We start from the raw sequence: 25,467 nt of genomic DNA on the forward strand, positions 1-25,467 counted from the left end.
CCTCCTGCGAAAAGGGGGCGTTGCTACCATGGGGCCAATCACCGAACTCCGGCACCGCAATGACCCCCTTTCCTTTTTCCGCCGTTCTCTTCGATTGCGACGGCGTGCTCGTCGACTCCGAGCCCATCACCAACCGCGTGCTCGCCGAAATGCTCGGCGAGCTCGGTTGGCACATCACGACCGAAGAATCGATGAACACCTTCACCGGCAAGGCCGTGAAGGACGAAGCTGCGCTCATCGAGACGAAGACCGGCGTCAGGATCACCGACGACTGGCTCAAGACCTTCCGCGCCCGCCGCAATGAAGCGCTGGAGCGCGACCTCGTCGCCATTCCCCACGCGCCTGCCGCCATCCGCGAAATCCATTCAAGGCTCAAGGGCCGCATCGCCTGCGCATCGGGTGCAGACCGCCACAAGGTCGAACTGCAGCTTGCCAAGGTCGGCATGCTCGACTACTTCCAAGGGCGCATCTTCAGCGGACACGAGATGCCGCGCTCCAAGCCGCACCCCGACGTGTACCTCGCCGCGGCGGAAGCCCTCGGTGTCGACCCGAAGCGCTGCGCCATCGTCGAAGACACCGTCACCGGCGCAATGGCCGGCGTGGCTGCAGGAGCCACTGTGTTCGGCTACAGCACCGGCGAATCGGGCCACAGCGGCCCCGGGCCGCTGCTGAGCGTGGGCGCGGTGAAAGTGTTCAGCGACATGGCCGAACTGCCGGCGCTGCTTTCGGGCTACGGGCTGCAGGCGGCCTGAGTTTCTGGTGGAATGAAGAGTCCAACTCCCGAGCCGCAGGAACCCCATCCCATGACTTCCGAATACAAAACCGAGCAGCCCGACCGCAGCGAGATCGACGCGCTCACCGGCCCCGCCGTGGTCGAGTTCGGCACCAACTGGTGCGGTATCTGCAAGGCCGCGCAGCCGAACATCGCCGAGGCCTTTGCCAAGTACCCGGACATTCGCCGTATCAAGGTCGAAGACGGCAGCGGGCGTCCGCTGGGTCGTTCGTTCAACGTACGGCTCTGGCCCACGCTGGTGTTCATGCGTGACGGCAAGCAGGTTGCGAAGCTGGTGCGGCCGGAGGACAGCCAGTCCATCGCCGATGCGCTTGCGCTGATCGCGCAGCCCAGCTGACGCGTCATTCGGGGGTGCGCTCACGCCGACGGCGTGCTCTGCTCCGCGAATGTCCCCCGGCCTGCGGCCTCCTCCTTTATTTCGCTGCGCAGAGCACACCATCGACGTGATCGTTGGGCGCAGCGGTCGATCGGCCGGCACAACGGCAGCGCTCATGTGCGAATGGCACCGGGTGCTCCCCGCAGCGAAATAAAGGAGGAGCCGAAGGCGGGGGACATTCGCGGAGGGGAGCACCCGGTGTCATTCGCACGCACCCCGAACGTGCCCGCCAAATGCCCTCCGCTATAGCCCCAACTGCCGGAAGTCGCGCGGCGCATGCCCCGTCCACTGCAGGAACGCGCGCGAAAAACTCTTCTCGTTGCGAAACCCCACCGCCAGTGCCACCTGCTTGATCGGCCGCGTGGTGCGGCGCAGCTGGTCGATGGCCATTTCGTGGCGCACCTCGTTCTTCAGTGCCTGCAGCGAGGTGCCTTCCTCGTGCAGCTGCCGGTGCAGCGTTCGGCTCGATACGTTGAGCAGCCCGGCCAGCGCCTCGGCCGTGGTGGCCTCGCTGGCGCGTGAGCGCAGCAGCTCGCGCACGCGCTGGCCCAGCAGGCGGTCGCGCCGGTACTGAAGGATTGTGAGTGGCAGTGCGCGCCTGAGCATGGTGCGCAATGCGCGCTCGTCGCGCTGCAGGGGCAGGGCGAGATAGCGCTCGTCGAAACTGATGCCCGCCTGCGGCGCGTCGAAGCGCACATCGGGCGTGAACATCAGCGGATAGGCGTCGCTGTGCGGCGGTGCGGCAAACGGAAAGCTCGCGTGCCGCAGCGAGATGCGCGAGTCGATGGCCCAGCACATGTAGCCATGCACGAAGCGCAGGGTGGTCACCAGGCAGAACTCGCGGAAGGCGTCGTCGAGCGGGATGTTCTCGGCGATGCGCAGCGTGGCCACGCCGCCGGCCACTTCGAGCGACAGGCCGATGTCCTCGGTCAGCAGCCGATGGTGGCGGCACCAGCGCTTGAGGGCCACGCCCAGGTCGGGCGAGGTCAGCGAGGCGCGGCACAGCAGGCCGTAGGTGCCCCAGGGCAGGCGCCGCGAGAACCAGCCGAGCGTTTCGTCGTCGAGCTCCTGCATGGCGTGGCCTGACAGCGCTTCGAACTGCGCGGCCGTTACCCGCGCACCCGGCCGGGCCAGTTCGCGCGGCGTGATCTGTGCCGCTTTCAGGGCCTCGGCAGGGTCCATGCCGTAGCGCTCGTAAGCCTGCACGATGGCTCTCACGAAGGCCATTGGTGTGACGGCGCGGGCGGGTCTGAGGAACGACGGGGGCGACATGGTCCGGTGGCTTGGTCGTGGCGTAATTTGCAACCATTGTGGCGCCAATTGCGGCACGGTGAGGCGTAAGCTGCGATCTTTCGCAAGCGCCACTCAGCGCGGGTGGCATTGCGCGCAGACCCCTTCAGAGGAGACAAACCCCATGCACGATCCCGGCCTGAACTTCGACCTGGGCGACACCATCGACTCGCTGCGCAGCGCGATCCAGGACTTCGCCGCCAACGAAATCGCACCCCGCGCCGCCGACATCGACCGCGACAACCTGTTCCCGCACGACCTGTGGCAAAAGCTCGGCGACCTCGGCCTGCACGGCATGACGGTGAAAGAGGAGTTCGGCGGCACCGAGCTGGGCTACCTGGCACACATCGTGGCGATGGAAGAAGTCTCGCGCGCCTCGGCCTCGGTGGGTCTGTCGTACGGCGCGCACTCCAACCTGTGCGTGAACCAGATCCACCGCAACGGCAACGACGCACAGAAGAAGAAATACCTGCCCAAGCTGGTGAGCGGCGAGCACGTCGGCGCGCTGGCCATGAGCGAGCCCAACGCCGGCTCCGACGTGGTGAGCATGAAGCTCAAGGCCGAGAAGAAGAACGGCTACTACGTGCTCAACGGCGGCAAGATGTGGATCACCAACGGCGGCGACGCCGACACGCTGGTCATCTACGCCAAGACCGAGCCCGAGATGGGCGCGCGCGGCATGACGGCCTTTATCGTCGAGAAGAACTTCAAGGGCTTCTCCGCCGGCACCAAGCTCGACAAGCTCGGCATGCGCGGCTCCAACACCTTCCCGCTGTTCTTCGACAACTGCGAAGTGCCGGAAGAGAACGTGCTGGGCGGCGAAGGCCAGGGCGCGAAGGTGCTGATGAGCGGCCTCGATTACGAACGCGCGGTGCTCTCGGGTGGCCCGCTGGGCATCATGGCTGCGTGCATGGACGCGGTGCTGCCCTTCATCCACGAGCGCAAGCAGTTCGGCCAGAGCATCGGCGAGTTCCAGCTCATGCAGGGCAAGCTGGCCGACATGTATTCGACCTGGCAGGCCACGCGTGCCTATGTGTACGCGGTGGGCAAGGCCTGCGACCGCAACGACCATGCGCGCACCTTCCGCAAGGATGCGGCCGGCGCCATCCTGTATTCGGCCGAGAAGGCGACGTGGATGGCCGGCGAGGCGATCCAGGCGCTGGGCGGCGTGGGCTACACGAAGGACTTTCCGGTCGAGCGGCTGTGGCGCGATGCCAAGCTGTACGAGATCGGCGCGGGCACCAGCGAAATCCGCCGCATGCTGATCGGCCGCGAGCTGTTCTCCGAAACCGCTTGAAATAAGGACGCATCGCCATGGCGCTCTTGACCCAAAGCATGGCGCAAGGCGCCACCGATGTTCCGCTGATCGAACAACCCATCGGCGACTTCTTCGACGACATGGTCGGCAAGCAGCCCGAGCGCGAGGCGCTCGTCAGCCGCCACGAAGGCCAGCGCTACACCTACCGCGAGCTGCAGGCCGAATCGAACAAACTCGCGAGCGCGCTGCTGAAGCTCGGCCTCGCGCCCGGCGACCGCGTCGGCATCTGGTCGCACAACAACGTGGCGTGGGTGCTGATGCAGATCGCCACCGCCAAGGTGGGCCTGATCCTCGTCAACATCAACCCGGCCTATCGCACCTCCGAGCTCGAATACGCGCTCAACAAGGTCGGCTGCAAGGCGCTGGTGACGATGGCGCAGTTCAAGACCAGCGATTACCTCGGCATGCTGCGCGAGCTGGGGCCGAAGCGTGTGCCGCAGCTGGCCCACACCTTCTGGATCGACAAGGCCGGGCAGGGTGACGAGCAGCCCGGCATGCAGCGCTTCTCGCAGCTGCTCGCAAGCGGCGATGCCTTGGATCCGCGCATCGCGCAGGTCCAGAAGACGCTGAAGGCCACCGACCCGATCAACATCCAGTTCACCAGCGGCACCACGGGCTTTCCCAAGGGCGCGACGCTCACGCATCGCAACATCCTGAACAACGGCTTCTTCATCGGCGAGTGCATGAAGCTCTCGCCCGCCGACAGGCTGTGCATTCCCGTGCCGCTGTACCACTGCTTCGGCATGGTGCTGGGCAACCTGGCTTGTCTTACGCACGGCTCGGCCATCGTGTACCCGAACGACGGGTTCGATCCGCTCACCGTGCTCGAGACAGTGCAGGCAGAGAAGTGCACCGGCCTGCATGGCGTGCCCACCATGTTCATCGCCGAGCTCGACCATCCGCGCTTCAAGGAGTTCGACCTGTCGACCCTGCGCACCGGCATCATGGCCGGCTCGCCGTGCCCCATCGAGGTGATGAAGCGCGTGGTCAGCGAGATGCACCTGAGCGAGATCACCATCGCCTACGGTATGACCGAGACCAGCCCCGTGAGCTGCCAGAGCAGCACCGACACGCCACTCGACCGCCGCGTGTCCACCGTGGGCACGGTGCAGCCGCACCTCGAAGTGAAGATCGTCGACCCCGAGACCGGCGCCGTCATGCCGCCCGGCCGGTCGGGCGAGCTGTGCACGCGCGGCTATTCGGTGATGCACGGCTACTGGGACGACGAGGCCAAGACCCGCGAGGCCATCGACGCCGAGCACTGGATGCACACCGGCGACCTCGCGACCATGGATGGCGAGGGCTACGTCAACATCGTCGGCCGCATCAAGGACATGGTGATCCGCGGCGGCGAGAACATCTACCCGCGCGAGATCGAAGAATTTTTGTATCGCCACCCGAAGGTGCAGGACGTGCAGGTCGTCGGCCTGCCCGACAGGAAGTACGGTGAAGAGCTGTGCGCCTGGATCATCGTCAAGCCCGGCCAGAGCGCCACCGAAGAAGAAGTGCGCGAGTTCTGCAAGGGCCAGATCGCGCACTACAAAGTGCCGAAGTACATCCGCTTCGTCAGCGAGTTCCCGATGACGGTGACCGGCAAGATCCAGAAATTCAAGATCCGCGATGCCATGACCGAGCAACTCGGCCTTAGCCAAGAAAAGACAGCATGAGCCAACTCGAAACCAAACTCAACGCCCGCTCGGCGGACTTCCAGGCCAACGCCGCAGCCATGCGCGCGCTGGTCGACGACCTGCGCACGCAGTTCGCGAAAGTGGAGCAGGGCGGCGGCGAGGCCGCGCGTGCCAAGCACACCGCACGCGGCAAGCTGCTGCCGCGCGATCGCGTGGCCGAGCTGCTCGACCCGGGCACGCCCTTTCTTGAAATCGCGCCGCTGGCCGCGCATGCGATGTATCTCGACGCCAAGGGAGCCGAGTCGGCGCCGGGCGCCGGCATCATCGCGGGCATCGGCCGCGTGAATGGCGTCGACTGCATGATCGTGTGCAACGACGCGACGGTGAAGGGCGGCACCTACTACCCGATGACGGTGAAGAAGCACCTGCGCGCGCAGGAGATCGCCGAGCAGAACCGCCTGCCCTGCATCTACCTTGTCGACTCGGGCGGCGCCAACCTGCCGAACCAGGACGAGGTGTTCCCCGACCGCGAGCACTTCGGCCGCATCTTCTACAACCAGGCCAACATGAGCGCGCAGGGCATCCCGCAGATCGCAGTGGTCATGGGTTCGTGCACGGCCGGCGGCGCGTATGTGCCGGCGATGAGCGACGAATCGATCATCGTGAAGAACCAGGGCACCATCTTCCTGGGCGGCCCGCCGCTCGTGAAGGCTGCTACGGGCGAAGTGGTGACGGCCGAAGACCTAGGCGGCGGCGACGTGCACACGCGCCTGTCGGGCGTGGTCGATCACCTCGCGCAGAACGACCTGCATGCGCTGGCGCTCGCGCGCTCGGCGGTGGCCAACCTCAATGCGAAGGCAGCCGACGCCCCGGCGAAGGCCGAGGTGCGCGCGCCCGCATTCCCGCGCGAAGAGCTCTACGGTGTGATTCCCACCGACACGCGCAAGCCCTTCGACGTGCGCGAGATCATCGCGCGCGTCGTCGACGGCAGCGAGTTCCACGAGTTCAAGGCGCGCTTCGGCGCCACGCTGGTGTGCGGCTTTGCCGAGATCGAGGGCATGCCGGTGGGCATCGTGGCCAACAATGGCATCCTGTTCAGCGAATCGGCGCAGAAGGGCGCGCACTTCATCGAGCTGTGCTGCCAGCGCAAGATTCCGCTGGTGTTTTTGCAGAACATCACCGGCTTCATGGTGGGCCGCAAGTACGAGAACGAAGGCATCGCGCGCCATGGCGCCAAGATGGTGACGGCCGTGGCCACCGCCAACGTGCCCAAGTTCACGATCATCATCGGCGGCAGCTTCGGCGCCGGCAACTACGGCATGTGCGGCCGCGCGTACAGCCCGCGCTTTCTCTGGATGTGGCCCAACGCGCGCATCAGCGTGATGGGCGGCGAGCAGGCCGCGAGCGTGCTGGCCACGGTGAAGCGCGACGGCATCGAGCTCAAGGGCGGCAGCTGGAGCAAGGAAGAGGAAGAAGCCTTCAAGGCGCCGATCCGCCAGCAGTACGAAGACCAGGGGCACCCCTACTACGCCACGGCGCGCATCTGGGACGACGGCATCATCGACCCGGCGGACACGCGGCGCGTGCTGGCGCTGGGGCTTGCGGCAGCGCGCAACGCGCCCATTCCAGAGCCGAAGTTCGGCATCTTCCGCATGTAAGACGAAGGACGGAGACGCTCCCATGACGCTGCGCCAGCTCACACTCATCGCCGCCTTGCTCTGCGCGGCGCTGGGCGCGCACGCGCAGAGCGTGGCGCGCCGCGACATCGAGATACCGATGACGGTCAAGGGCTTCTTCGGCGAGTCGCACATCAAGCTGGCCGCTACCGAATACAGGCCGGAGGGCGACGGGCCGTTCCCGGTGCTGGTGATCAACCACGGCACGCCGCGTTCGTCCGCCGACATTCCGAAAGTGCAGAACCGCTACGCGCGGCAGGCCGAGATGTTCGCGAAGCACGGCTTCCTGGTCATCAACCCGCTGCGGCGCGGCTACGGCAAGTCCGACGGGCCGTGGGCCGAGAACTACTTCAGCTGCGCCAACCCCGACTACGTGCAGGCCGGCCTCGAAAGCGCGAAGGACATCAGCGCCGCGCTCGACTACGCGCGCACGCTGCCGTATGCCGACGCGCAGCACATGGTGTTGCTCGGCAAGTCGGCCGGCGGCTTCGGTGTGCTGGCGTTGTCGAGCCTGAACCCCGAGGGCGTGGTCGGAACCATCAACTTTGCGGGTGGCCGCGGCTCGCGCGGGCCGGACGACGTGTGCAACGAAGCGAAGCTGGTCGATGCCTTCGGCCGCTACGCATCGACCACCAAGGTGCCGATGCTGTGGGTCTATTCGGAGAACGACCACTTCTTCGGCCCCGCACTGGCGAGCCGGTTGCTGCAGGCCTACAAGGCCAGGGGCGTGGACGTGCGTTTCGAGGGCGTGCCACCCTACGGCAACGACGGCCACGCCTTCTTCGAAGGCCGCGACAACGCCGCGATCTGGGTGCCGATGGTGGATCAGTTCCTCGCGAAGCTGGGGCTGCCCCGGCACCTGCAATGACGACAAGACAACGGACATGAGCGACTACACAAAATTGCAATTGAGCTTCGAAGGCGCCATCGCCCGCATCTGGCTCGACCAGCCCGACGCACGCAATGCCTTCGACGACGCCGTCATCGCCGAGCTGACGCAGGCCTTCACCGAAGCCGGCGCCGCGCCGCAGGTAAAAGCCATCGTGCTCGGCGCAAACGGCCCCGCCTTCTGCGCGGGCGCGAATCTCAACTGGATGCGCCGCATGGCCGACTACACGCGCGACGAGAACATCGCCGACGCGGGCAAGCTGGCTGCCATGCTGCGCACCATCGCGGAGTGTCCCAAGCCCACCATCGCGCGCGTGCAGGGCGATGTGTATGCGGGCGGCATGGGGCTGGTCGCCGCGTGCGATATGGCCGTGAGCGTGGACACCGCGTGGTACTGCCTGAGCGAAGTGAAGATCGGCCTGGTGCCCGCGACCATCAGCCCGTACGTGCTGCGCGCGATGGGCACGCGTGCGTCGCAGCGCTACTTCCTCACGGCCGAGCGCTTCACCGCCGCCGAGGCGCACCGCATCGGCTTCGTGCATGAAGTGGTCGCCGCCGATGCGCTCGATGCGAAGGTCGACGAACTCGTGAAGGCGCTGGCCGGTGCGAGCCCGGCCGCCGTGCGCGCCTGCAAGCAACTGATTGCCGACGTGGCCGGCCAGGAGATCGACGACGCGCTGATCGCGAAGACCGTCGAGGGCATCGCCGACATCCGCGCGAGCGACGAAGGCCGCGAGGGCGTGCAGGCCTTCCTGCAGAAGCGCAAGCCGTCGTGGCTGGAAGCCGGCAAGGCCTGACGATCCACGCCCCGGAGGTCCCGCCATGAACACCAGCCTCGACATGCCCCAGCTGATCGCACTGGCTGCAGCCATCGGCTGGGCCAGCGGCGTGCGGCTTTACCTGGTCGTGCTGTTGACGGGCCTTGTCGGCTACTTCGGCTGGGTGCCGCTGCCGAGCGGTCTGCAGTTGCTGGCGCATCCGGTCGTGATCGCGGCCAGCGGCTTCATGGTGTTCATCGAATTCTTCGCGGACAAGATCCCCGGCCTCGATTCGCTGTGGGACGTGGTGCACACCGCCATCCGCATTCCTGCGGGTGCGGCGCTCGCGGCCAGCGTGTTCGGCGCCGACCACGGCGTGATGGCCATCGTCGCGGCGCTGGTGGGCGGCAGCTTCGCGGCCACGGCGCATGCGGCCAAGGCCACGACGCGCGCGGCCATCAACACTTCGCCCGAGCCGTTTTCCAACGTGGGCGCCTCGCTGGTCGAAGACACGATGGTGCCGGCGGGCCTGTGGCTCGCGGTGGCACATCCCTTCGTCTTCCTCGTGCTGTTCGTGCTGGTGCTTGTGCTGAGCGTGTGGCTCATCCGCAAGAGCTGGCGTTTCCTCAAGGCGCTGTTCGGCCGCGTGGCCCGCATCTTCAGCGGCCGACCCGATCCGGGCGTGGTGCCCGCGTTCCAACTGAAAAAGAATCCTCCGGGAGACACTCCGAATGTTTAAGAAGATCCTGATCGCCAATCGTGGCGAGATCGCTTGCCGCGTTGCGGCTACTGCACGCCGCATGGCGATCCGCACCGTGGCTGTGTACTCCGATGCCGACGCGCACGCCAACCACGTGCGCGCCTGCGACGAGTCGGTGCACCTCGGCGGCAGCGCCCCCAAGGACAGCTACCTGCGCTGGGAAAAGATCCTCGAAGCCGCCAAGGCCACGGGTGCCGAGGCCGTGCATCCGGGCTACGGCTTCCTCAGCGAGAACGAAGAGTTCGCGCAGGCCTGTGCCGACGCGGGCCTGGTCTTCATCGGCCCGCCGCCCTCGGCCATCAAGGCCATGGGCCTGAAGGCCGAGTCGAAGCAGCTGATGGAAAAGGCCGGCGTGCCGCTGGTGCCGGGCTATCACGGCCACGACCAGAACCCGCAGCTGCTGCAGCGCGAGGCCGATCGCATCGGCTACCCGGTGCTCATCAAGGCCAGTGCCGGCGGCGGCGGCAAGGGCATGCGCGCGGTCGACAAGGCGGAAGACTTCGCCGCCGCGCTGGCCTCGTGCCAGCGCGAGGCCATCAACAGCTTTGGCGATGACGCGGTGCTGATCGAGAAGTACGTGCAGCGCCCGCGCCACATCGAGATCCAGGTGTTCGGCGACACGCATGGCAACTACGTCTACCTGTTCGAGCGCGACTGCTCTGTGCAGCGGCGCCATCAGAAGGTGCTCGAAGAGGCTCCTGCGCCTGGTATGACCGAGGCGATGCGCAAGCAGATGGGCGAGGCGGCGGTGGCTGCTGCGCGTGCTGTGAACTACGTGGGTGCGGGCACAGTGGAGTTCATCGTCGAGCAGCGCGAAGGCGGTGAGATGAACTTCTTCTTCATGGAGATGAATACGCGGCTGCAGGTGGAGCATCCGGTGACCGAAGCGATTACCGGCCTCGACCTTGTCGAATGGCAACTGCGCGTGGCTTCGGGCGAGACGCTGCCCGCGAAGCAGTCGGAATTGCAGATTCATGGCCACGCCATCGAGGCGCGCATCTGCGCCGAGAACCCCGACAACAACTTCCTGCCCGCCACCGGCACTTTGCGCGTGTACCGCAAGCCGCAGGCGACGGCCTTCCAGCGCAGCCGCGTGCGCATCGACGACGGGGTGCGCGAGGGTGGCGAGATATCGCCCTTCTACGACTCGATGATCGCCAAGCTGATCGTGCACGGCACCACGCGCGAAGAGGCGCTGGCCCGGCTCGATGCGGCTCTGGCGCAGGTGCAGATCGTGGGCGTGTCGACCAATGTGCAGTTCCTGCGCGGCATTCTGGCGACGGAGTCGTTCTCGAAGGCCAACCTCGACACCGCGCTGATCGAGCGCGAGCGCGCCGTGCTGTTCGACCGCGAAGCGCTGGGCCTGCCGCTGGCGGCCGCCGCCGCGATCACGCGCACGCTGGTCACCGAACGGCCGACCGGCGTGCCCGACCCGTTCGAGCGCCGCGATGGCTGGCGCTCGCACGGCGAATACCTGCGCCGCTTCGACTTCGAGTTTCGCGGCGCCGAACAGATCGCCCTGCTGACCTACAGGCGCGACGGCAGCCTGTGGCTCGAAGCCGGTGGCGCCGAGGGCCCGCTGGTGGTCGGGCAGTTTCCGAGCGGTGAATTCGAAGTCGAGTTTGCCGGCACGCGCCAGACGCTCGACGTGCATCTCGACGGCGCAACGGCCCACGTATTCGCTTCGAAGGGCGCCACGAAGATCACCGCCATCGACCGCCTCGCCCATGCCGGCGACACGCAGGCCGAAGGCGGCCGGCTCACGGCGCCGATGCCCGGCAAGGTCGTGTCCTTCGCGGTCAAGGCCGGCGACAAGGTCAGCCGCGGCCAGCCACTGGCGGTGATGGAGGCCATGAAAATGGAGCACACCATCGCAGCACCGGCCGATGGCACGGTGGAAGAGCTGATGTTCGCGCCGGGCGAGCAGGTGGCCGAAGGCGACGAGTTGTTGAGAATGGGCGCGGCGGCCGCCTGAAAAAAACTTAACCCCGTTCCGGGCGCCTGCCCGTACCAGCTGCGGTAGTCATCACTCAAGGGAACTCTCCATGACCTATCGCACGCCTTCCGGTTCGCCCCGTTTCCTCTTTGCCCGCCACCGCGCGGGCATCGTCCTGCTGACCCTGGCGGCCGCGCTGTCGCTGGCCGGCTGCGACCGCAAGAACAACGAGACTGCCACGCTTGTCGAGCCGGCCTCGCCGCCGCCCGCGCCCATGCAGGCTGCTGCTGGCTATGCCGGTGGCATGGCCATGAGGAAGGAGGCGCGGATGCGTTCCGCGGAACCGGCCTCCGCACCGTCGGCCACCGACCAGTCGCAGGACAGCACGCCGCTGCAGCGCTTCCTCGCCGTGCGGCAGGACTTGAACGTCGAGGTGCCGGCCGAACAGCTGGCCGATGCCTGGGGCAAGGTGCGCGACCTGTGCGGCACGCTGAAGTGCGAGCTGCTGTCGTCCTCCCTGCTGCGCGAGACGCCGCAGCAGCCCGGCAACGCCATGCTCGAGATGCGCGTGGAACCCGCCGACGTCGACAAGCTGCTCGGCGGCCTGGCCGGTGTGGCCAATGTGGTTTCGCACACCACCACCAGCGAGGACAAGACCGCCGAGGTGATCGACGTCGAGGCCCGCATCAAGAACCGCACCGAGTTCCGCGACAGCCTGCGCACGATGCTGCGCGACACCGTCACCAAGCGCACCATGGCCGACCTGCTGGCCATCCAGCGCACGCTGTCGGATACGCAGGCCGAGCTCGACGCCAATGCCACGCAGCGCAAGGTGCTGGCGCAGCAGACCAGCAAGCAGCACATCCAGATCCAGTTCACGCCCAAGCGCGCGCTGGTGAGCAGTGGCGAGGGCTACAGCCCGATGCGGCAGGCGCTTCGCAATGCGGGCTCGGTGCTGGCGGAGAGCGTGGGCTCGCTGATCACCTTCATTGCGGCGGTGTTGCCGTGGCTGGTGCTGGTGGTGCTGCCGGTGGGATGGCTGGTGCGGGTGCTGTGGCGTCGTCGCCGCGCCACAATCAAGTAAGCCAAGTAAGTAAGATCGCGGGCGGGCTGGTTTGAGGCCCTTTTTCTTACGCAGGAGCCTTTCTTGATGCCGGATCCGCTACGTCTTTACGTGGATGCCCAGTTCGCCAGCCCCTATGCCATGTCGGTGTTCGTGGCGCTGCATGAAAAGCAGCTGGACTTCGACTTGTCCCCCGTCGACCTTGGGGCGCTGGAGCACCGGGCCGCCGGCTTCTCGCAGCTGTCGCTGACGCAGCGCGTGCCCACGTTGGTGCATGGTGGCTTCTCCCTGTCGGAGTCGTCCGCGATCACCGAGTACATCGACGAAACCTTTGCGCAAGGAACCGCGCTGTACCCGGCCGAGCGGCGCAACCGCGCCCGCGCGCGACAGGTGCAGGCATGGCTTCGCAGCGACCTGATGCCGATCCGCCAGGAGCGTTCGACCGAGGTGATCTTCTACGGCCCGGCGAGCGCACCGCTGTCGGCGGTGGCGCACCAGTCGGCGAAGACGCTCTTCCAGGTGGCGCAGGCGCTGCTTGCTGATGACGCGGAGAACCTGTTCGGCGAGTGGTGCATCGCCGACGTCGACCTGGCGCTGATGCTGAATCGTCTGGTCATGAATGGAGACGCCGTGCCGCAGCAGCTGGCGTCGTATGCGGACCGGCAGTGGCAGCGGCCTTCCGTCCAGCGCTGGGTGGCGCTGGAGCGGCCGCTGCGCTGAGGCATGTCGTCTGTGCCCACGCTGGACCGGCGTGCCGCACTGGTGGCACTGGCTGGTGCGCTTGTGCCGACGTTGGCGCTCAGTGGCGAGTCGATGCGGCCAGTCGAGCGCGAAGCCATTGCTGCCTATCTGAACACGCTCGATCCGGGCGTGGTGTCGCCGAAGACGCTGGTCGTCGAGCAGACCACGGCAGACACTGGGAGCGCATTCGTCGGGGCCACCGGATTCGAACGCGAAACTCTCAGAAAAGAGATGCCACAAGCGACGGGGAGAGTGATCGATGATTTTCTTCGCGTGCTTGCCAAGCTATCCCCGCTGCAGATTCCTTCCCATCTGGTGCGCCGCAATGTCCGATTTCAGATGGTCCGGGTAGAAGATATCAACTATCTTTTCGACACGGCAAAAAACCTCGGCCTGGCTTGGGAAAGCTTCTACAAGGCGTACCCGGACGCCACGGGTCTTGTTCGCTTCTCACGTGTGGGCATCGACGAGTCTGCATCCCAGGCGCTCTTCTTCATGTCGATCGGGCAGGGCGGCTTGCGGGCCATGGGCCATTTTGTGCTGCTGCACCGGCCTCTCGGCATGTGGCGTGTGCTCGACAGCGCGCAGGCCTGGATCAGCTGATGCCCGTCAGCCCACCACCACTTCGCTCATCTGCGTCACCGGCGCGATGTCGGTGTAGTTCTTCACGTCGCCCCTGATCTCCTTCGCATGCGGTCCGAAGGCATTCTGGAAGGCCTCGACCGATTCGGCGAACACGTGGCACATGGCGATGTAGGTGGGCGCGGAGCCCGGCGCGCCGCCGGCCAGGCCCTTGTCGATGGTGTACGAGAGGCAGGCGTCGCCCATGCGTGCCTTGAGCAGGGGCATGTGCTTTTCGCGGTAGTAGTCGTGATCGAACCGTGCGCCGGGGGTGTGGGGGTACATCACGCTGAACTTGATCATGCAAGGGTCTCCTGAGGTGAGCGTTCAAGGATAGGAGATGGCCAGTGCCCGCACAAGCCGAGGGCGAGCCGGGTGCGACCTAAGATGCGTGCCCATGCGAATCACCGTCTACCTCACCGACAACCGCCCAGACCCCTGGATCGAAGGCCTGAAGGCCGAACTCCCCGACGCCGTCATCGAGGCCTGGAAGCCAGGTGCTCCCCAGGCCGACCATGCCGTGGTCTGGGCGCCGCCGCAGGAATTTCTCGACGAGCAGCCGAAGCTGCGCGGCATCTTCAACATTGGCGCGGGCGTCGACGCGCTGCTCAAGCTCAAGGTGCCGGCGCACACGCGCATCGTTCGGCTCGACGACGCGGGCATGTCGGTGCAGATGGCCGAGTACGTCTGCCACACGCTCATTCGCCACTTCCGCGAGTTCGATGCCTACGAGGCCGATGCACGCGAAGGCAAGTGGAGCTACCGCAAGCCGAAGCTGCGGCGCGATTTTCCGGTCGGCATCATGGGGCTGGGCGTGCTCGGCGAGCGCGTGGCCAAGGCCGTGGCGCAGTTCGAGTTTCCGGTGCTGGGCTGGAGCCGCTCGCCAAAGGAGATCGACGGCGTGCGGGTGTTCAGCGGCGAGGCGCAGTTCGACGAGTTCCTGTCGTCCACGCGCGTGCTGGTTAACCTGCTGCCGCTGACCGAGGCGACACGCGGCATCCTCAATCGCAACACGCTGGGCAAGTTGCGGCCCGAGGGCTATCTCATCAGCATCGCGCGCGGCGGCCATCTGGTCGAAGACGACCTGATCCCGATGCTCGACGCGGGCCAGCTCGCGGGCGCGACGCTCGACGTGTTCCAGGTCGAGCCGCTGCCGGCCGACCATGCCTTCTGGCGCCATCCGAAGATCACCGTGACGCCACACGGCTCGGCGCGCACGCTGCGCGAGGAGTCGATCACCCAGATTGCCGGGAAGATCCGCGCGATGGAGCAGGGCCTGCCGGTTGCCGGCGTGGTCGATCCCGAGCGCGGTTACTGACCGGCCCTCGCCTCGAACAACCCGCAGGAAGGCGCTGCGGGCAGGGGAAACCCTGAAACATTAGTTTTTCACAAGTATGAAAATCTTTTCATGACTGTGAAAACTGCGTTTCGGGTGATCGAGATCGTCGAGCTCTTCGCCCGCGAGAAGCAGCCGCTGGCGTTGTCGGAAATGGCGCGCCTGCTCGACATGCCGGTGTCGAGCTGCCTGGGCCTGATCCGCACGCTCGAAGAGCAGGGCTACATGTACGAAACCGGCCGCCGCCAGGGCTACTACCCGACGGGCCGGCTGCTTGCGATGGCGCAGGTCATCGCCGCCCACGACCCGGTGCTCGACCGGGTGAAGGCCACGCTCGAAGAACTGCGCGACGCAGCGCGCGAGACGGTGGTTTTCGCCAAGTTCCGCGATGCGGGCCTGGTGGTCTATCTGGAGGTGCTGAGCGCGCCGCAGAGCATCCGCTACACGGCCGAGTCGGGCGAAACGCGCCCGGCCTACGCCAACTCGCTGGGCCGCGCGCTGCTGTCCACGCTCGACGCCGAAACGCGCCGTAAGCTGCTCGAAGGCATGACGCTCGCGCCGCTGACCGAGGCCACGCTCACCACCGCCGACGCCATCGAGGCCGAGCTGCAGCGTTCCGCCGCGCGCGGCTGGTACGGCAACCTCGGCGAAAGCATTCCCGACCTGGTCGGCCTGGCCTGGCCGCTGCGCATCGGCGGCGAGGCCTATGCCATCTCGGTCGCCGGCCCGCGCTACCGCATGGAGGCGCGCATCGAGGAAATCGCCGCGATGCTGCGCTCCGCCTGCCTCGCCATCGAACCCAAGACAGAAAGCCCCCGATGACTGCAACGACCGCTGCCCCACGCTACTTCGTCCGCGAGGACGAGATCGTCGGCTACCACCCCGCCAACCACACCGGCACGCTGAACAAGCGCCTGATCGGCCCCGAGACCGTGGGTGCGAAGCAGCTCGAAGTGCTGGTTGGCCACATCCAGAAGGGCAAGGGCGCGCTGCCGCATGCACACCCGGGCATCGAGCAGGTCTGCTACATGCTCGAAGGACGCGCGGTCGCCGAGGTGGGCGGCCAGCGACAGGAGCTGCACCCCGGCGACAGCTGCTTTTTTCCGGCCGATGCCATGCACACCTTCACGGTGGTGAGCGACGAGCCGGTGCGCGTGCTGGTGATCTACAGCCCGCCGTACGAGGAATCGCCGGAGCGCGTGATCCGGCCCTGAACCGACACAACAACCCGGAGACAAACCACATGCAGACGACGAAGAACGCGACAGGTCAAACAGTCGCGGTGGCGAACCGCCGCCGTTTCATTTCCATCGGCGCGGCCGCGGGGCTTGCCAGCGCCGTGCCATGGGCCTTCGCGCAGGACGGCTACCCGAAGCAGCCGATCAGGCTCGTCGTGCCCTTCGCGGCCGGCAGCGGCACCGATGCGGTGGCGCGCATCACCGGGCAGATGCTCGGCGAGGCGCTCAAGGCTTCGGTCATCGTCGACAACAAGGCTGGCGCCAACGGCGTGATAGCAGCCGAGTTCGTCGCCAAGGCGCCACCCGACGGCTACACGCTGTTCATGACGACCAACACCACGCACTCGGCCAACCCGAGCCTGATGAAGTCGCTGCCCTACGACCCGGTGAAAGACTTCGCGCCCGTCAGCCGCATGGGCAACCTGCCGTTCATGCTGGTGGTGAACAACGAGCTGCCCGTGAAGAGCGTGGCCGAGCTGCTGGCCTGGGGCCGCGCGCACCCCGGCAAGCTGACCTACGCAAGCGGCAACAGCACCGGCATCGTGAGCGGCGCCACGCTGTCGCGCATGAGCGGCGTGCCGATGCTGCACGTGCCCTACAAGAGCACGCCGCCGGCAATTGCCGACCTGATCGGCGGTCAGGTGTCGATGATGGTGGTCGATCTTGCCGCGGGCCTTGCCACGGTGAAGGCCGGAAAGATGCGCGCGATTGCTGTCACCACGCAGGAGCGCACCAAGCTCTTTCCCGAACTGCCGCCGCTGGCCGACACGCCGGAGCTCAAGGGCTTCGATATCACTTCGTGGAACGGCGTGTTCGCACCGGCGGGGACGCCGCGCGACATCGTGCTGAAGCTCAACAAGGCGCTGTCCGAGATGGCCAACGGCGCGGCCTTCCGCGAGCGCGTGGCGAAGCTGGGCTTCGATGCCTTCGGCAGCACGCCGGAAGAGCTGGGCGCGTTCACCGTGTCGGAACTGGCGAAGTGGAAGAAGCTGATCCAGGCCGCGGGGATCCAGCCCGAATGAGCGCGACCGGACCGCTCGGACCACTGGAAGGCATCCGCATCCTCGACCTCACGGCCGTGGTGATGGGGCCGTATGCGACGCAGACGCTCGGCGACCTTGGCGCCGACGTCATCAAGGTCGAGCCGCCCGGCGGCGACAACCTGCGCGCCGTCGGCCCGATGCGCCACCCCGGCATGGGCGCGATGGCGATGCACCTCAACCGCAACAAGCGCTCCATCGTGCTCGACCTCAAGCAGACCGAGGGGCGCGAGGCCTGCTTGAAGCTGGCGGCGGGGTGCGATGCGCTGATCTACAACACGCGGCCGCAGGCGATGGCGCGGCTCGGGCTCGGCTATGAAGCCGTGGCCGCAGTCAACCCGAAGATCGTCTACCTTGGCGCCTTTGGCTATGGCGAGCAAGGGCCCTACGCCGGAAAGCCCGCCTACGACGACCTCATCCAAGGTGCAGCGGGCGTCGCCTCGCTGTTCGCGCAGCAAAGCGGCGGCGCGCCGCGCTACGCGCCCGTCACGCTGGCCGACCGCGCCGTTGGCCTGCAAGCCGCCATCGCGCTGCTCGCCGCCGTGCTGCATGCGCAGCGCACCGGCAAGGGCCAGGCCGTCGAAGTGCCCATGTTCGAAGCGCTGTCGCAGTTCGTCATGGGCGACCACCTCGGCGGCCACAGCTTCGAGCCGCCGCTCGGCCCCACCGGCTATGCGCGCCTGCTCGCGCCGCATCGCAAGCCCTACGCCACGGCCGATGGCTACCTCAGCGTGCTCATCTACAACGACAAGCACTGGCAGGCCTTCTTCGACGTGATCGGCCGGCCCGAGCTGCGCAGCTCGCCGATGTTCGGCACTCACACGGCGCGCGCCGCGAACATCGGTGCGGTCTATGCCTTCGTGGCCGAGGTGATGGCCACGCGCACCAGCGACGAATGGTTTGCCGCGCTCAATGCCGCGGACATTCCCGTCGCGCGCCTGCACAGCACCGACAGCCTGCTCGATGACCCGCATCTGCGCGCCGTCGGTTTCTACCCCGAGTTCGATCACCCGACCGAGGGCCGCATCCGCACCCTCGCGCCGGTCGGCCGCTACAGCGCCACGCCCACCGCCATCCGTCGCCCCACGCCGCGTATCGGCGAGCAGAGCGTCGAGCTGCTGCGCGAAGCGGGCTATGGCGACGAGGCCATCGAACGCATGCTCGAAAGCGGCGTCACGCTGCAACCGGGCCCATCGAAGAAAGACAGCGAAGAATGAATTTCTCCCTGAACGAAGACCAGCGCTCGCTGGTCGCGGCCGTCGAACGGCTGTGCGAAGACTTCCCCGCCGACTACTGGCGCGACCACGACGACCGCGCCGTGTTCCCGCATGAGTTCCACCGCGCGGTGGCCCAGAGCGGCTGGCTCGGCATCGCCATGCCCGAGGCGCAGGGCGGTGCGGGGCTCGGCATCACCGAGGCGGCGCTGATGATGCGCGCCATCAGCGCCTCGGGCGCAGGCATGTCGGGCGCGTCGTCGGTGCACATGAACATCTTCGGGCTCAACCCGGTGGTGGTATTCGGCAGCGAGGAACAGCGCCAGCGTTTCCTGCCGCCGCTGATCGCGGGCACCGAGAAAGCCTGCTTCGCGGTGACGGAACCCGACGCGGGGCTCGACACCACCAGCCTCAAAACACAGGCGGTGCGCCAGCCGAACGGCGGCTACCTGCTGCACGGCCGCAAGATCTGGATATCGACCGCGCAGGTGGCCGACCGCATGCTGATCCTCACGCGCACCACGCCGCTGGACCAGGTGAAGAAGCCCACGCAGGGCCTCACGCTGTTCTACACGCCGCTGGACCGCAGCAAGGTCGAGGTGCGCGAGATCCACAAGCTGGGCCGCGCGGCGGTGGACTCCAACATGCTCTTCATCGACGGGCTCGAAGTGCCGGAAGAAGACCGCATCGGCGAGGAAGGGCGGGGCTTCGAGTACATCCTGCACGGGCTCAACCCCGAGCGCATATTGATCGCGGCGGAAGCCATCGGCATTGGCCGCGCGGCGCTGCGCATCGCCTCGCAGTATGCGCAGGAGCGCGTCGTGTTCGGCCGGCCCATCGGGCAGAACCAGGGCGTGGCGCATCCGCTGGCGCGTGCCTGGGCCAACCTGGAAGCGGCCGATCTGATGATGCTCAAGGCCGCCACGCTGTACGACGCGGGCGAGCCCTGCGGCATCGAGGCCAATGCCGCCAAGTACCTCGCGGCAGAAGCGGCACACGACGCCTGCCAGAACGCAGTGCTCACGCTGGGCGGCATGGGCTATGCGAAGGAATATCACGTTGAGCGCTTGCTGCGCGAGAGCTACATTCCGCGCATTGCACCCGTGAGCCCGCAGATGATCCTGAACTTCATCGCCGAAAAGGCGCTAGGGCTGCCCAAGTCTTACTGATCCGTGCCATGCCATGAACAACAACGTCACCGTCACCCGCCATCTCGTCATTCGCGGCCGCGTGCAGGGCGTGGGCTACCGCTGGTCGATGGTGCAGGCCGCGAAGCGGCTCGGCGTGCGCGGCTGGGTGCGCAACCGGCGTGATGGGAGCGTGGAGGCGCTTGCAGCCGGCGAGGCTGTCGCGGTGGAAGGGTTGATCCGCTGGGCGCGCCAGGGGCCGGACGGTGCGCGCGTGGATGCGGTCGAGGCGACCGATGCCGCGACCACGGACAGCCCCGACGACTTCGAGCAGCGCGAAACCGCCTAGCGCCCGGCTGGCACCATTTGCAACCCCGCAGGCGCGCATTGCTACCTTCCGCGACTTGTGTACCGAGCAGGGCGTTTCCATGTGTCGGACAATTGACGACGGTTTCTCATTCTCCCGAGACACAAGAGACATCCCATGAAACTCCCCACCAAAGTCAAGATCGTCGACGTCGGCCCGCGCGACGGCCTGCAGAACGAAAAGCAGCCGGTCTCCGCCGAAATCAAGATCGGCCTCGTGCACCGCCTGCAGGACGCAGGGCTCAAAGAGATCGAGGTCACCAGCTTCGTCAGTCCCAAGTGGGTGCCGCAGATGGCCGACAACGCCGAGGTGATGCACGGCATCCAACGCAAGCCCGGCGTGCGCTATTCGGTGCTCACGCCCAACATGAAGGGCTTCGAGGCCGCCATTGCCGCGCCGCGCGAAGAGTGGCCCGACGAGATCGTGGTGTTCGGCGCTGCGAGCGAGGCCTTCAGCCAGAAGAACATCAACTGCTCCATTGCCGAGAGCATCGAACGCTTCGCGCCCGTGGTGGCTGCGGCGCGCGAGAAAGGCATCTACGTGCGCGGCGCCATGTCGTGCACGGTCGGTTGCCCCTATGAAGGCGAGATTGCGCCGGCCAAGGTCGCATACCTGGCGCAACTGATGAAGGGCATTGGCGTGCAGCGCGTGGACGTGGCCGACACCATCGGCGTGGGCACGCCGCGCAAGGTGCAAGGGGCGATGGAGGCCACGCTGGCGCACTTCGATGTCGACGCCATTTCCGGCCACTTTCACGACACCTACGGGCAGGCGCTGGTCAACACGCTGGCGGCGCTCGAGATGGGCGTGTGGAACTTCCAGTCGTCTTCGGCCGGCCTGGGCGGCTGCCCCTACGCCAAGGGTGCGACGGGCAACGTGGCGACGGAAGACGTGGTCTACATGCTGCACGGCATGGGCATCGAGACCGGCATCGACCTCGACAAGCTGATCGACGCGGGCGTGTACATCAGCGAGGCGCTGGGCCGCGAACCGAGTTCGCGGGCGTCGAAGGCCATCCGCACCAAGCGGGCGGGTTGAAGCATGGATCTGCATGTCTGGCTCGCATTTCTGGTGGCGAGTTGCGTCATCGCCGTGTCGCCCGGTTCTGGCGCGGTGCTCAGCATGAGCCATGGGCTCAGCTACGGCGTGCGGCGCACCACGGCGACCATCGTCGGGCTGCAGCTGGGGCTTGCCGTGATCCTGCTGGTGGCCGGCCTTGGTGTGGGCGCGGTGCTCACCGCCTCGGCCACCGCGTTCACGGTCATCAAGGTGGTCGGCGCGTGCTACCTGTTGTGGCTGGGCTGGCGCCAGTGGCGCGCGCCCGTCGCGAAGATCGACGGCAACGACGCGCAGGAGGCCGCCGGCGAGCCCGACCTCACGGCGCCGCAGCGCGTGCTGCGCGGCTTCCTGACCAACGTGACCAACCCCAAGGGCATCGTCTTCATGGCGGCCGTGCTGCCGCAGTTCATCCAGCCGACGCGGCCGTTGTGGCTGCAGCTGCTGGTGCTGCTGGCCACGACGGTGATGGTCGACGTGACCGTGATGCATGGCTACGCCTGGCTGGCCGCCAGGTTGCAGGGCGTGCTTCGCAGCGTGCGCGCACGGCGTGCGCAGAACCGCGTCTTCGGTGGCGTGCTGATGGCGATGGGCGCGTTCCTGTTCGCGTTCAAGCGCAGCGCGTAGCCGCTGCGAACCCGTTCCCCTTTTTCCGGCACCACGGTGCCAGGTGCCTGATAGATTCGAATCCATGTGCGGCTCTGAACTCCACTCCCTCCCCGAAGGCGTCCAACGCGTCTCCCGCGTGCTGCAAGATGCCGGTCACCCCCATTCCCCCCGCATGCTCGACGACGCCTGCCGCACCGCGCAGCAGGCGGCCGACGCGCTCGGCATCTCCGTCGGGCAGATCGCCAAGAGCATCATCTTCCGCCGCAAGAGCGACGAGGTGGCCGTGCTGGTCATCACCTCGGGCGACAAGCGCGTGGACGAGAAGAAGGTCGATGCGCTGGTCGGCAAGACCGGCCGTGCCGATGCCGACTTCGTGAAGGCGCGCACCGGCTTCACCATCGGCGGCGTCTCGCCGGTGGGGCATGTGACAAAGCCCGTGGTGCTGATCGACCGCGAGCTGTTCCGCTTCGAGGAAATCTGGGCGGCCGCAGGCCATCCGCATGCGGTGTTCCAGCTGCGCCCGCACGACCTCGAAAAGCTCACCGGCGCGCCGGTGGCGGACGTGGTGTGAACTTCGACGAGGCCGAAACGCTCGCCGAACGCGCCGTGGCCGTGCAGGCCATGGTGGAAGACGTGCCCTCGCCGTGCTCCTCGGTGTGCCGCATGGACCGCCTCAGCGGCTTCTGCGAAGGCTGTCTGCGCACCATTCCCGAGATCGCGGGCTGGAGCAAGATGGAAGACGAAACGCGCCGCCACGTCTGGCGGGCGATAGAGTTGCGGGCCAAGGCCGGCATCTGGCGGGCTCCAGCCGACACAGGAGACAGGCACGCATGAAGCACATCGACTTCTATCTCGATTTCATCTCGCCCTACGCGCACCTTGCGTTCGAGCACCTGCCCGAGGCGCTCGAAGGCCTGAACTACAGCGTGGCCTACAAGCCGGTGCTGTTGGGTGCACTGCTCAAGCAGCACGGGCAACTCGGCCCGGCGGAGATTCCGTCGAAGCGCAGCTGGACCTATCGCCATGTGCTCTGGCTGGGCCACGCGAACGGCATCGAGATCGAGATGCCGGCCTCGCATCCTTACAACCCGCTGGCCCACCTGCGGCTCGCGCTGTCGACCAGTGACGACGGCAGCATCAGCCGCCTCGTGGCGGAGACCGTCTTCCGCCACGTGTGGCGCGGCGGCGAAGAACCTGGCGACGCCGCGCGCCTTGCCGCGCTCACTGCACAGCTGAAGCCGAAGCGCGAAGCGAACAGCGACGAGAGCAAGGCCCTGCTCAAGCGCAACACCGACGAGGCCCTGCAGCTTGGCGTGTTCGGCACGCCGGCCTATGTGGTCGACGGCCGCCTGTTCTGGGGCTTCGACGGCCTCCAGATGCTGCGCGCCTACCTGGCGGGCGACGCATGGTTCGACGGCCCGCAATGGACCTCGGCTGACCAGCGCCCGTCCCTGCTGCGCAGCAGCAAGAACTAGGCACTAGGCAAAACCCGGTAAGAGCCGGATTTCTTACAAGCTGAAACGCGCTGCGCGGGTTTCACCCTAATCCGTAAGCGTCGGTTCAGTTTCGCGCAAGCCTCGGGTCAGTCGCGCCTCCAAGAATGCCTCACGGTCCCGAATGCCGGGAACCGCAACGAACGCATACACACAGGAGATGACCAATGGCAGCCACACTAGATTCGAGGGGAGTGCCGCATCCGGCCCCCCGGCCCATGTCCTCGGAGGAGAAGAAAGTCATCTTCGCCTCCTCGCTCGGCACCGTGTTCGAGTGGTACGACTTCTACCTCTACGGTTCGCTGGCCGCGATCATCGCCAAGCAGTTCTTCAGTGGCCTGGATGCGGGCGCGGCCTTCATCTTCGCGCTGCTGGCGTTCGCCGCGGGCTTCCTGGTGCGTCCGTTCGGCGCCATCGTGTTCGGCCGCCTGGGTGACATGATCGGGCGCAAGTACACCTTCCTGGTCACGATCCTGATCATGGGCCTGTCGACCTTCATCGTCGGCCTGCTGCCCAGCTACGCGACCATCGGCGTTGCGGCGCCGGTGATCCTGATCGCGCTGCGCATGCTGCAGGGCCTGGCGCTCGGCGGCGAGTATGGCGGTGCCGCCACCTACGTGGCCGAGCACTCGCCGCACGGCAAGCGCGGCGCCTACACCTCGTGGATCCAGACCACGGCAACGCTCGGCCTGTTCCTGAGCCTGCTGGTGATCCTGGGCGTGCGCGAGTGGCTCGGCGAGGCGGTGTTCAATGACTGGGGCTGGCGCATTCCGTTCCTGGTCTCGATCCTGCTGCTGGGCATCTCGGTGTGGATCCGCCTGTCGCTGAGCGAATCGCCGGCCTTCCAGAAGATGAAGGCCGAGGGCAAGACCTCGAAGGCGCCGCTGTCCGAGTCCTTCGGCGAGTGGAAGAACCTGAAGATCGTGATCCTGGCGCTGGTCGGCCTCACGGCAGGCCAAGCGGTGGTCTGGTATTCGGGCCAGTTCTACGCGCTCTTCTTCCTCACGGCACAGCTGAAGGTCGATGCGACCACGGCCAACCTGATGATTGCCGCCGCGCTGCTGCTCGGCACGCCGTTCTTCGTGGTGTTCGGCACGCTGTCGGACAAGATCGGCCGCAAGCCGATCATCATGGCCGGCTGCCTGCTGGCCGTGATCACCTACTTCCCGGTCTTCAAGATGCTGACCGAAGCGGCCAACCCCGACCTGGCCCGCGCACAGGCCACGGCCGCCGTCACGGTGACGGCCGACCCGGCGACCTGCTCGTTCCAGGGCAATCCGGTGGCTCGCGAGATCGACTTCCGCAGCTCGTGCGACATCGCCAAGCGCTACCTCGTGCAGAACTCGGTGAGCTATGAGAACGTCGCCGGCGCGCCGGGCTCCAAGGCCACCGTGAAGATCGGCGAGAAGTCGGTCGAGGCGCCCGTCGGCAACGTCGTGAACTCGAAGTTCGACGAGAACTCCGCCAAGGAGATCGCCACCTTCAAGAAGGGCGTGGCCGAAGACCTGAAGGTCGCGGGCTACCCGGCCAAGGCCGATCCCGCCAAGATCAACAAGGTGATGACCATCGTGCTGCTGTTCTGGCTGGTGCTGCTGGTGACGATGGTCTACGGCCCGATCGCCGCGATGCTGGTCGAGCTGTTCCCCACGCGCATCCGCTACACCTCGATGAGCCTGCCGTACCACATCGGCAACGGCTGGTTCGGCGGCCTGCTGCCGACCACGGCCTTCGCCATCGTGGCCTCCACCGGCAACATGTACAACGGGCTTTGGTATCCGATCATCATTGCCGGCATCACGCTGGTGGTGGGCACGATCTTCATCCGCGAAACCAAGGACGTGGACATCTACGCGAACGACTGATCGTCGCTCGCACAGGAGGGCGCCATGCCCTCCGTTCAACAAAGAGGCTTCATGCCAACCGCATGAGGCCTTTTTCTTGAGCCCCCCGAATCAATCAACCTCGTCAGGAGACAACACCCATGTGGAAACTCGTCGTCGGCTTCGTCATCTTTGCCGCCATTGCTCTGTACGTGATCTCCAAGGCCGGCGACAAGGTCGACATGTCGGGCGAGAAGCACGGTGGGGATACCACCACGCACGAGCCAGCGCCCGCCGCCGCGCCCAAGTAAGGCGCCGC

At 66.6% G+C, this 25,467-nt stretch carries 28 protein-coding genes; 26 read left to right on the top strand and 2 right to left on the bottom strand.

Annotated features, from left to right (window positions below; translation table 11 throughout):
- The first annotated feature begins 59 nt into the window (after positions 1–59).
- Together ACSFBF_RS34615 and ACSFBF_RS34620 are read left to right on the top strand one after the other, a co-directional pair.
- Positions 60–752 (top strand): HAD family hydrolase, encoded by a 693-nt coding sequence (locus ACSFBF_RS34615; RefSeq protein WP_093056755.1) that lies wholly within the window; start codon positions 60–62, stop codon positions 750–752.
- A gap of 51 nt (positions 753–803) precedes the next feature.
- Positions 804–1,130: a thioredoxin family protein gene (locus tag ACSFBF_RS34620; protein ID WP_093056754.1), complete on the top strand. Its 327-nt coding sequence runs from the start codon at positions 804–806 to the stop codon at positions 1,128–1,130.
- A 282-nt stretch (positions 1,131–1,412) separates the two neighbouring features.
- Here ACSFBF_RS34620 and ACSFBF_RS34625 read toward each other — a convergent pair whose 3' ends face one another.
- Positions 1,413–2,441: an AraC family transcriptional regulator gene (locus ACSFBF_RS34625; RefSeq protein WP_435474847.1), complete on the bottom strand. Its 1,029-nt coding sequence runs from the start codon at positions 2,439–2,441 to the stop codon at positions 1,413–1,415.
- Positions 2,442–2,583: 142 nt separating this feature from the next.
- Here ACSFBF_RS34625 and ACSFBF_RS34630 point away from each other — a divergent pair, with 142 nt between their 5' ends.
- The 10 genes from ACSFBF_RS34630 to ACSFBF_RS34675 all read left to right on the top strand — a co-directional run bounded on the left by ACSFBF_RS34630 (position 2,584) and on the right by ACSFBF_RS34675 (position 13,830).
- Positions 2,584–3,756 (top strand): isovaleryl-CoA dehydrogenase, encoded by a 1,173-nt coding sequence (locus tag ACSFBF_RS34630; protein ID WP_435474849.1) that lies wholly within the window; start codon positions 2,584–2,586, stop codon positions 3,754–3,756.
- 17 nt (positions 3,757–3,773) lie between these two features.
- Complete coding sequence (locus tag ACSFBF_RS34635; RefSeq protein ID WP_435474851.1) at positions 3,774–5,444, top strand: AMP-binding protein; 1,671 nt, start codon at positions 3,774–3,776, stop codon at positions 5,442–5,444.
- Positions 5,441–7,063: a carboxyl transferase domain-containing protein gene (locus ACSFBF_RS34640; protein WP_307615962.1), complete on the top strand. Its 1,623-nt coding sequence runs from the start codon at positions 5,441–5,443 to the stop codon at positions 7,061–7,063. The genes ACSFBF_RS34635 and ACSFBF_RS34640 overlap by 4 nt, the downstream gene beginning before the upstream one ends.
- A gap of 22 nt (positions 7,064–7,085) precedes the next feature.
- Entirely contained in the window at positions 7,086–7,949 is an 864-nt protein-coding gene (locus ACSFBF_RS34645; protein ID WP_435474854.1) for an alpha/beta hydrolase family protein, read from the top strand.
- Positions 7,950–7,965: 16 nt separating this feature from the next.
- Positions 7,966–8,766, top strand: coding sequence for an enoyl-CoA hydratase/isomerase family protein (locus tag ACSFBF_RS34650; RefSeq protein ID WP_435474856.1), 801 nt, complete (start codon positions 7,966–7,968; stop codon positions 8,764–8,766).
- 25 nt (positions 8,767–8,791) lie between these two features.
- Complete coding sequence (locus ACSFBF_RS34655) at positions 8,792–9,466, top strand: DUF4126 domain-containing protein (protein ID WP_435474858.1); 675 nt, start codon at positions 8,792–8,794, stop codon at positions 9,464–9,466.
- Positions 9,459–11,462 (top strand): acetyl/propionyl/methylcrotonyl-CoA carboxylase subunit alpha, encoded by a 2,004-nt coding sequence (locus tag ACSFBF_RS34660; protein WP_435474860.1) that lies wholly within the window; start codon positions 9,459–9,461, stop codon positions 11,460–11,462. Before ACSFBF_RS34655 ends, ACSFBF_RS34660 begins: the two co-directional genes overlap by 8 nt.
- 70 nt (positions 11,463–11,532) lie before the next feature.
- Complete coding sequence (locus ACSFBF_RS34665) at positions 11,533–12,507, top strand: DUF4349 domain-containing protein (protein ID WP_435474862.1); 975 nt, start codon at positions 11,533–11,535, stop codon at positions 12,505–12,507.
- A 66-nt stretch (positions 12,508–12,573) separates the two neighbouring features.
- On the top strand, positions 12,574–13,206 hold the full coding sequence (gene yfcF, locus ACSFBF_RS34670) for a glutathione transferase (RefSeq protein WP_435474864.1): 633 nt from the start codon (positions 12,574–12,576) through the stop codon (positions 13,204–13,206).
- Positions 13,207–13,218: 12 nt separating this feature from the next.
- Positions 13,219–13,830: a hypothetical protein gene (locus ACSFBF_RS34675; protein ID WP_435474866.1), complete on the top strand. Its 612-nt coding sequence runs from the start codon at positions 13,219–13,221 to the stop codon at positions 13,828–13,830.
- A 6-nt stretch (positions 13,831–13,836) separates the two neighbouring features.
- Here the strand turns inward: ACSFBF_RS34675 and ACSFBF_RS34680 are convergent, their stop codons facing one another.
- A complete protein-coding gene (locus ACSFBF_RS34680) occupies positions 13,837–14,151 on the bottom strand; it encodes an EthD family reductase (protein WP_435474868.1) in 315 nt (104 codons plus the stop codon).
- 94 nt (positions 14,152–14,245) lie between these two features.
- Between ACSFBF_RS34680 and ACSFBF_RS34685 the strand changes: the two genes are divergently transcribed.
- The 14 genes from ACSFBF_RS34685 (at position 14,246) to ACSFBF_RS34750 (ending at position 25,459) form a co-directional block, all read left to right on the top strand.
- Entirely contained in the window at positions 14,246–15,166 is a 921-nt protein-coding gene (locus tag ACSFBF_RS34685; protein ID WP_435474870.1) for a 2-hydroxyacid dehydrogenase, read from the top strand.
- Positions 15,167–15,256: 90 nt separating this feature from the next.
- Positions 15,257–16,006, top strand: coding sequence for an IclR family transcriptional regulator (locus tag ACSFBF_RS34690; protein ID WP_435474872.1), 750 nt, complete (start codon positions 15,257–15,259; stop codon positions 16,004–16,006).
- Positions 16,003–16,398, top strand: coding sequence for a cupin domain-containing protein (locus ACSFBF_RS34695; RefSeq protein WP_435474874.1), 396 nt, complete (start codon positions 16,003–16,005; stop codon positions 16,396–16,398). Before ACSFBF_RS34690 ends, ACSFBF_RS34695 begins: the two co-directional genes overlap by 4 nt.
- Before the next feature lie 29 nt (positions 16,399–16,427).
- Positions 16,428–17,444, top strand: coding sequence for a Bug family tripartite tricarboxylate transporter substrate binding protein (locus ACSFBF_RS34700; protein WP_435474876.1), 1,017 nt, complete (start codon positions 16,428–16,430; stop codon positions 17,442–17,444).
- The gene (locus tag ACSFBF_RS34705) at positions 17,441–18,679 is read left to right on the top strand and encodes a CaiB/BaiF CoA transferase family protein (protein WP_435474878.1); all 1,239 of its coding nucleotides are present in this window, start codon (positions 17,441–17,443) and stop codon (positions 18,677–18,679) included. Before ACSFBF_RS34700 ends, ACSFBF_RS34705 begins: the two co-directional genes overlap by 4 nt.
- A complete protein-coding gene (locus ACSFBF_RS34710) occupies positions 18,676–19,845 on the top strand; it encodes an acyl-CoA dehydrogenase family protein (protein WP_435474880.1) in 1,170 nt (389 codons plus the stop codon). Before ACSFBF_RS34705 ends, ACSFBF_RS34710 begins: the two co-directional genes overlap by 4 nt.
- A 13-nt stretch (positions 19,846–19,858) precedes the next feature.
- Positions 19,859–20,152 (top strand): acylphosphatase, encoded by a 294-nt coding sequence (locus ACSFBF_RS34715; protein ID WP_435474882.1) that lies wholly within the window; start codon positions 19,859–19,861, stop codon positions 20,150–20,152.
- Between the two features lie 135 nt (positions 20,153–20,287).
- Positions 20,288–21,208 carry a hydroxymethylglutaryl-CoA lyase gene (locus ACSFBF_RS34720; protein ID WP_435474884.1) on the top strand — a complete coding sequence of 307 codons (921 nt, stop codon included), beginning with the start codon at positions 20,288–20,290 and terminating at the stop codon, positions 21,206–21,208.
- 3 nt (positions 21,209–21,211) lie between these two features.
- Complete coding sequence (rhtB, locus tag ACSFBF_RS34725) at positions 21,212–21,853, top strand: homoserine/homoserine lactone efflux protein (RefSeq protein ID WP_435474886.1); 642 nt, start codon at positions 21,212–21,214, stop codon at positions 21,851–21,853.
- A 64-nt stretch (positions 21,854–21,917) separates the two neighbouring features.
- Positions 21,918–22,406 (top strand): YbaK/EbsC family protein, encoded by a 489-nt coding sequence (locus ACSFBF_RS34730; RefSeq protein WP_093056785.1) that lies wholly within the window; start codon positions 21,918–21,920, stop codon positions 22,404–22,406.
- Entirely contained in the window at positions 22,403–22,669 is a 267-nt protein-coding gene (locus ACSFBF_RS34735; protein WP_258352773.1) for a DUF1289 domain-containing protein, read from the top strand. The genes ACSFBF_RS34730 and ACSFBF_RS34735 overlap by 4 nt, the downstream gene beginning before the upstream one ends.
- Positions 22,666–23,310, top strand: coding sequence for a 2-hydroxychromene-2-carboxylate isomerase (locus ACSFBF_RS34740; protein ID WP_435474888.1), 645 nt, complete (start codon positions 22,666–22,668; stop codon positions 23,308–23,310). The genes ACSFBF_RS34735 and ACSFBF_RS34740 overlap by 4 nt, the downstream gene beginning before the upstream one ends.
- 185 nt (positions 23,311–23,495) lie before the next feature.
- Positions 23,496–25,190, top strand: a complete 1,695-nt coding sequence (locus ACSFBF_RS34745) for an MFS transporter (RefSeq protein WP_435474890.1) — start codon at positions 23,496–23,498, stop codon at positions 25,188–25,190.
- 119 nt (positions 25,191–25,309) lie between these two features.
- Positions 25,310–25,459: a hypothetical protein gene (locus ACSFBF_RS34750; RefSeq protein WP_019656389.1), complete on the top strand. Its 150-nt coding sequence runs from the start codon at positions 25,310–25,312 to the stop codon at positions 25,457–25,459.
- Positions 25,460–25,467 lie beyond the last annotated feature (8 nt).

Source organism: Variovorax nivicola (assembly GCF_051216475.1).
Lineage (GTDB): Bacteria > Pseudomonadota > Gammaproteobacteria > Burkholderiales > Burkholderiaceae_C > Variovorax.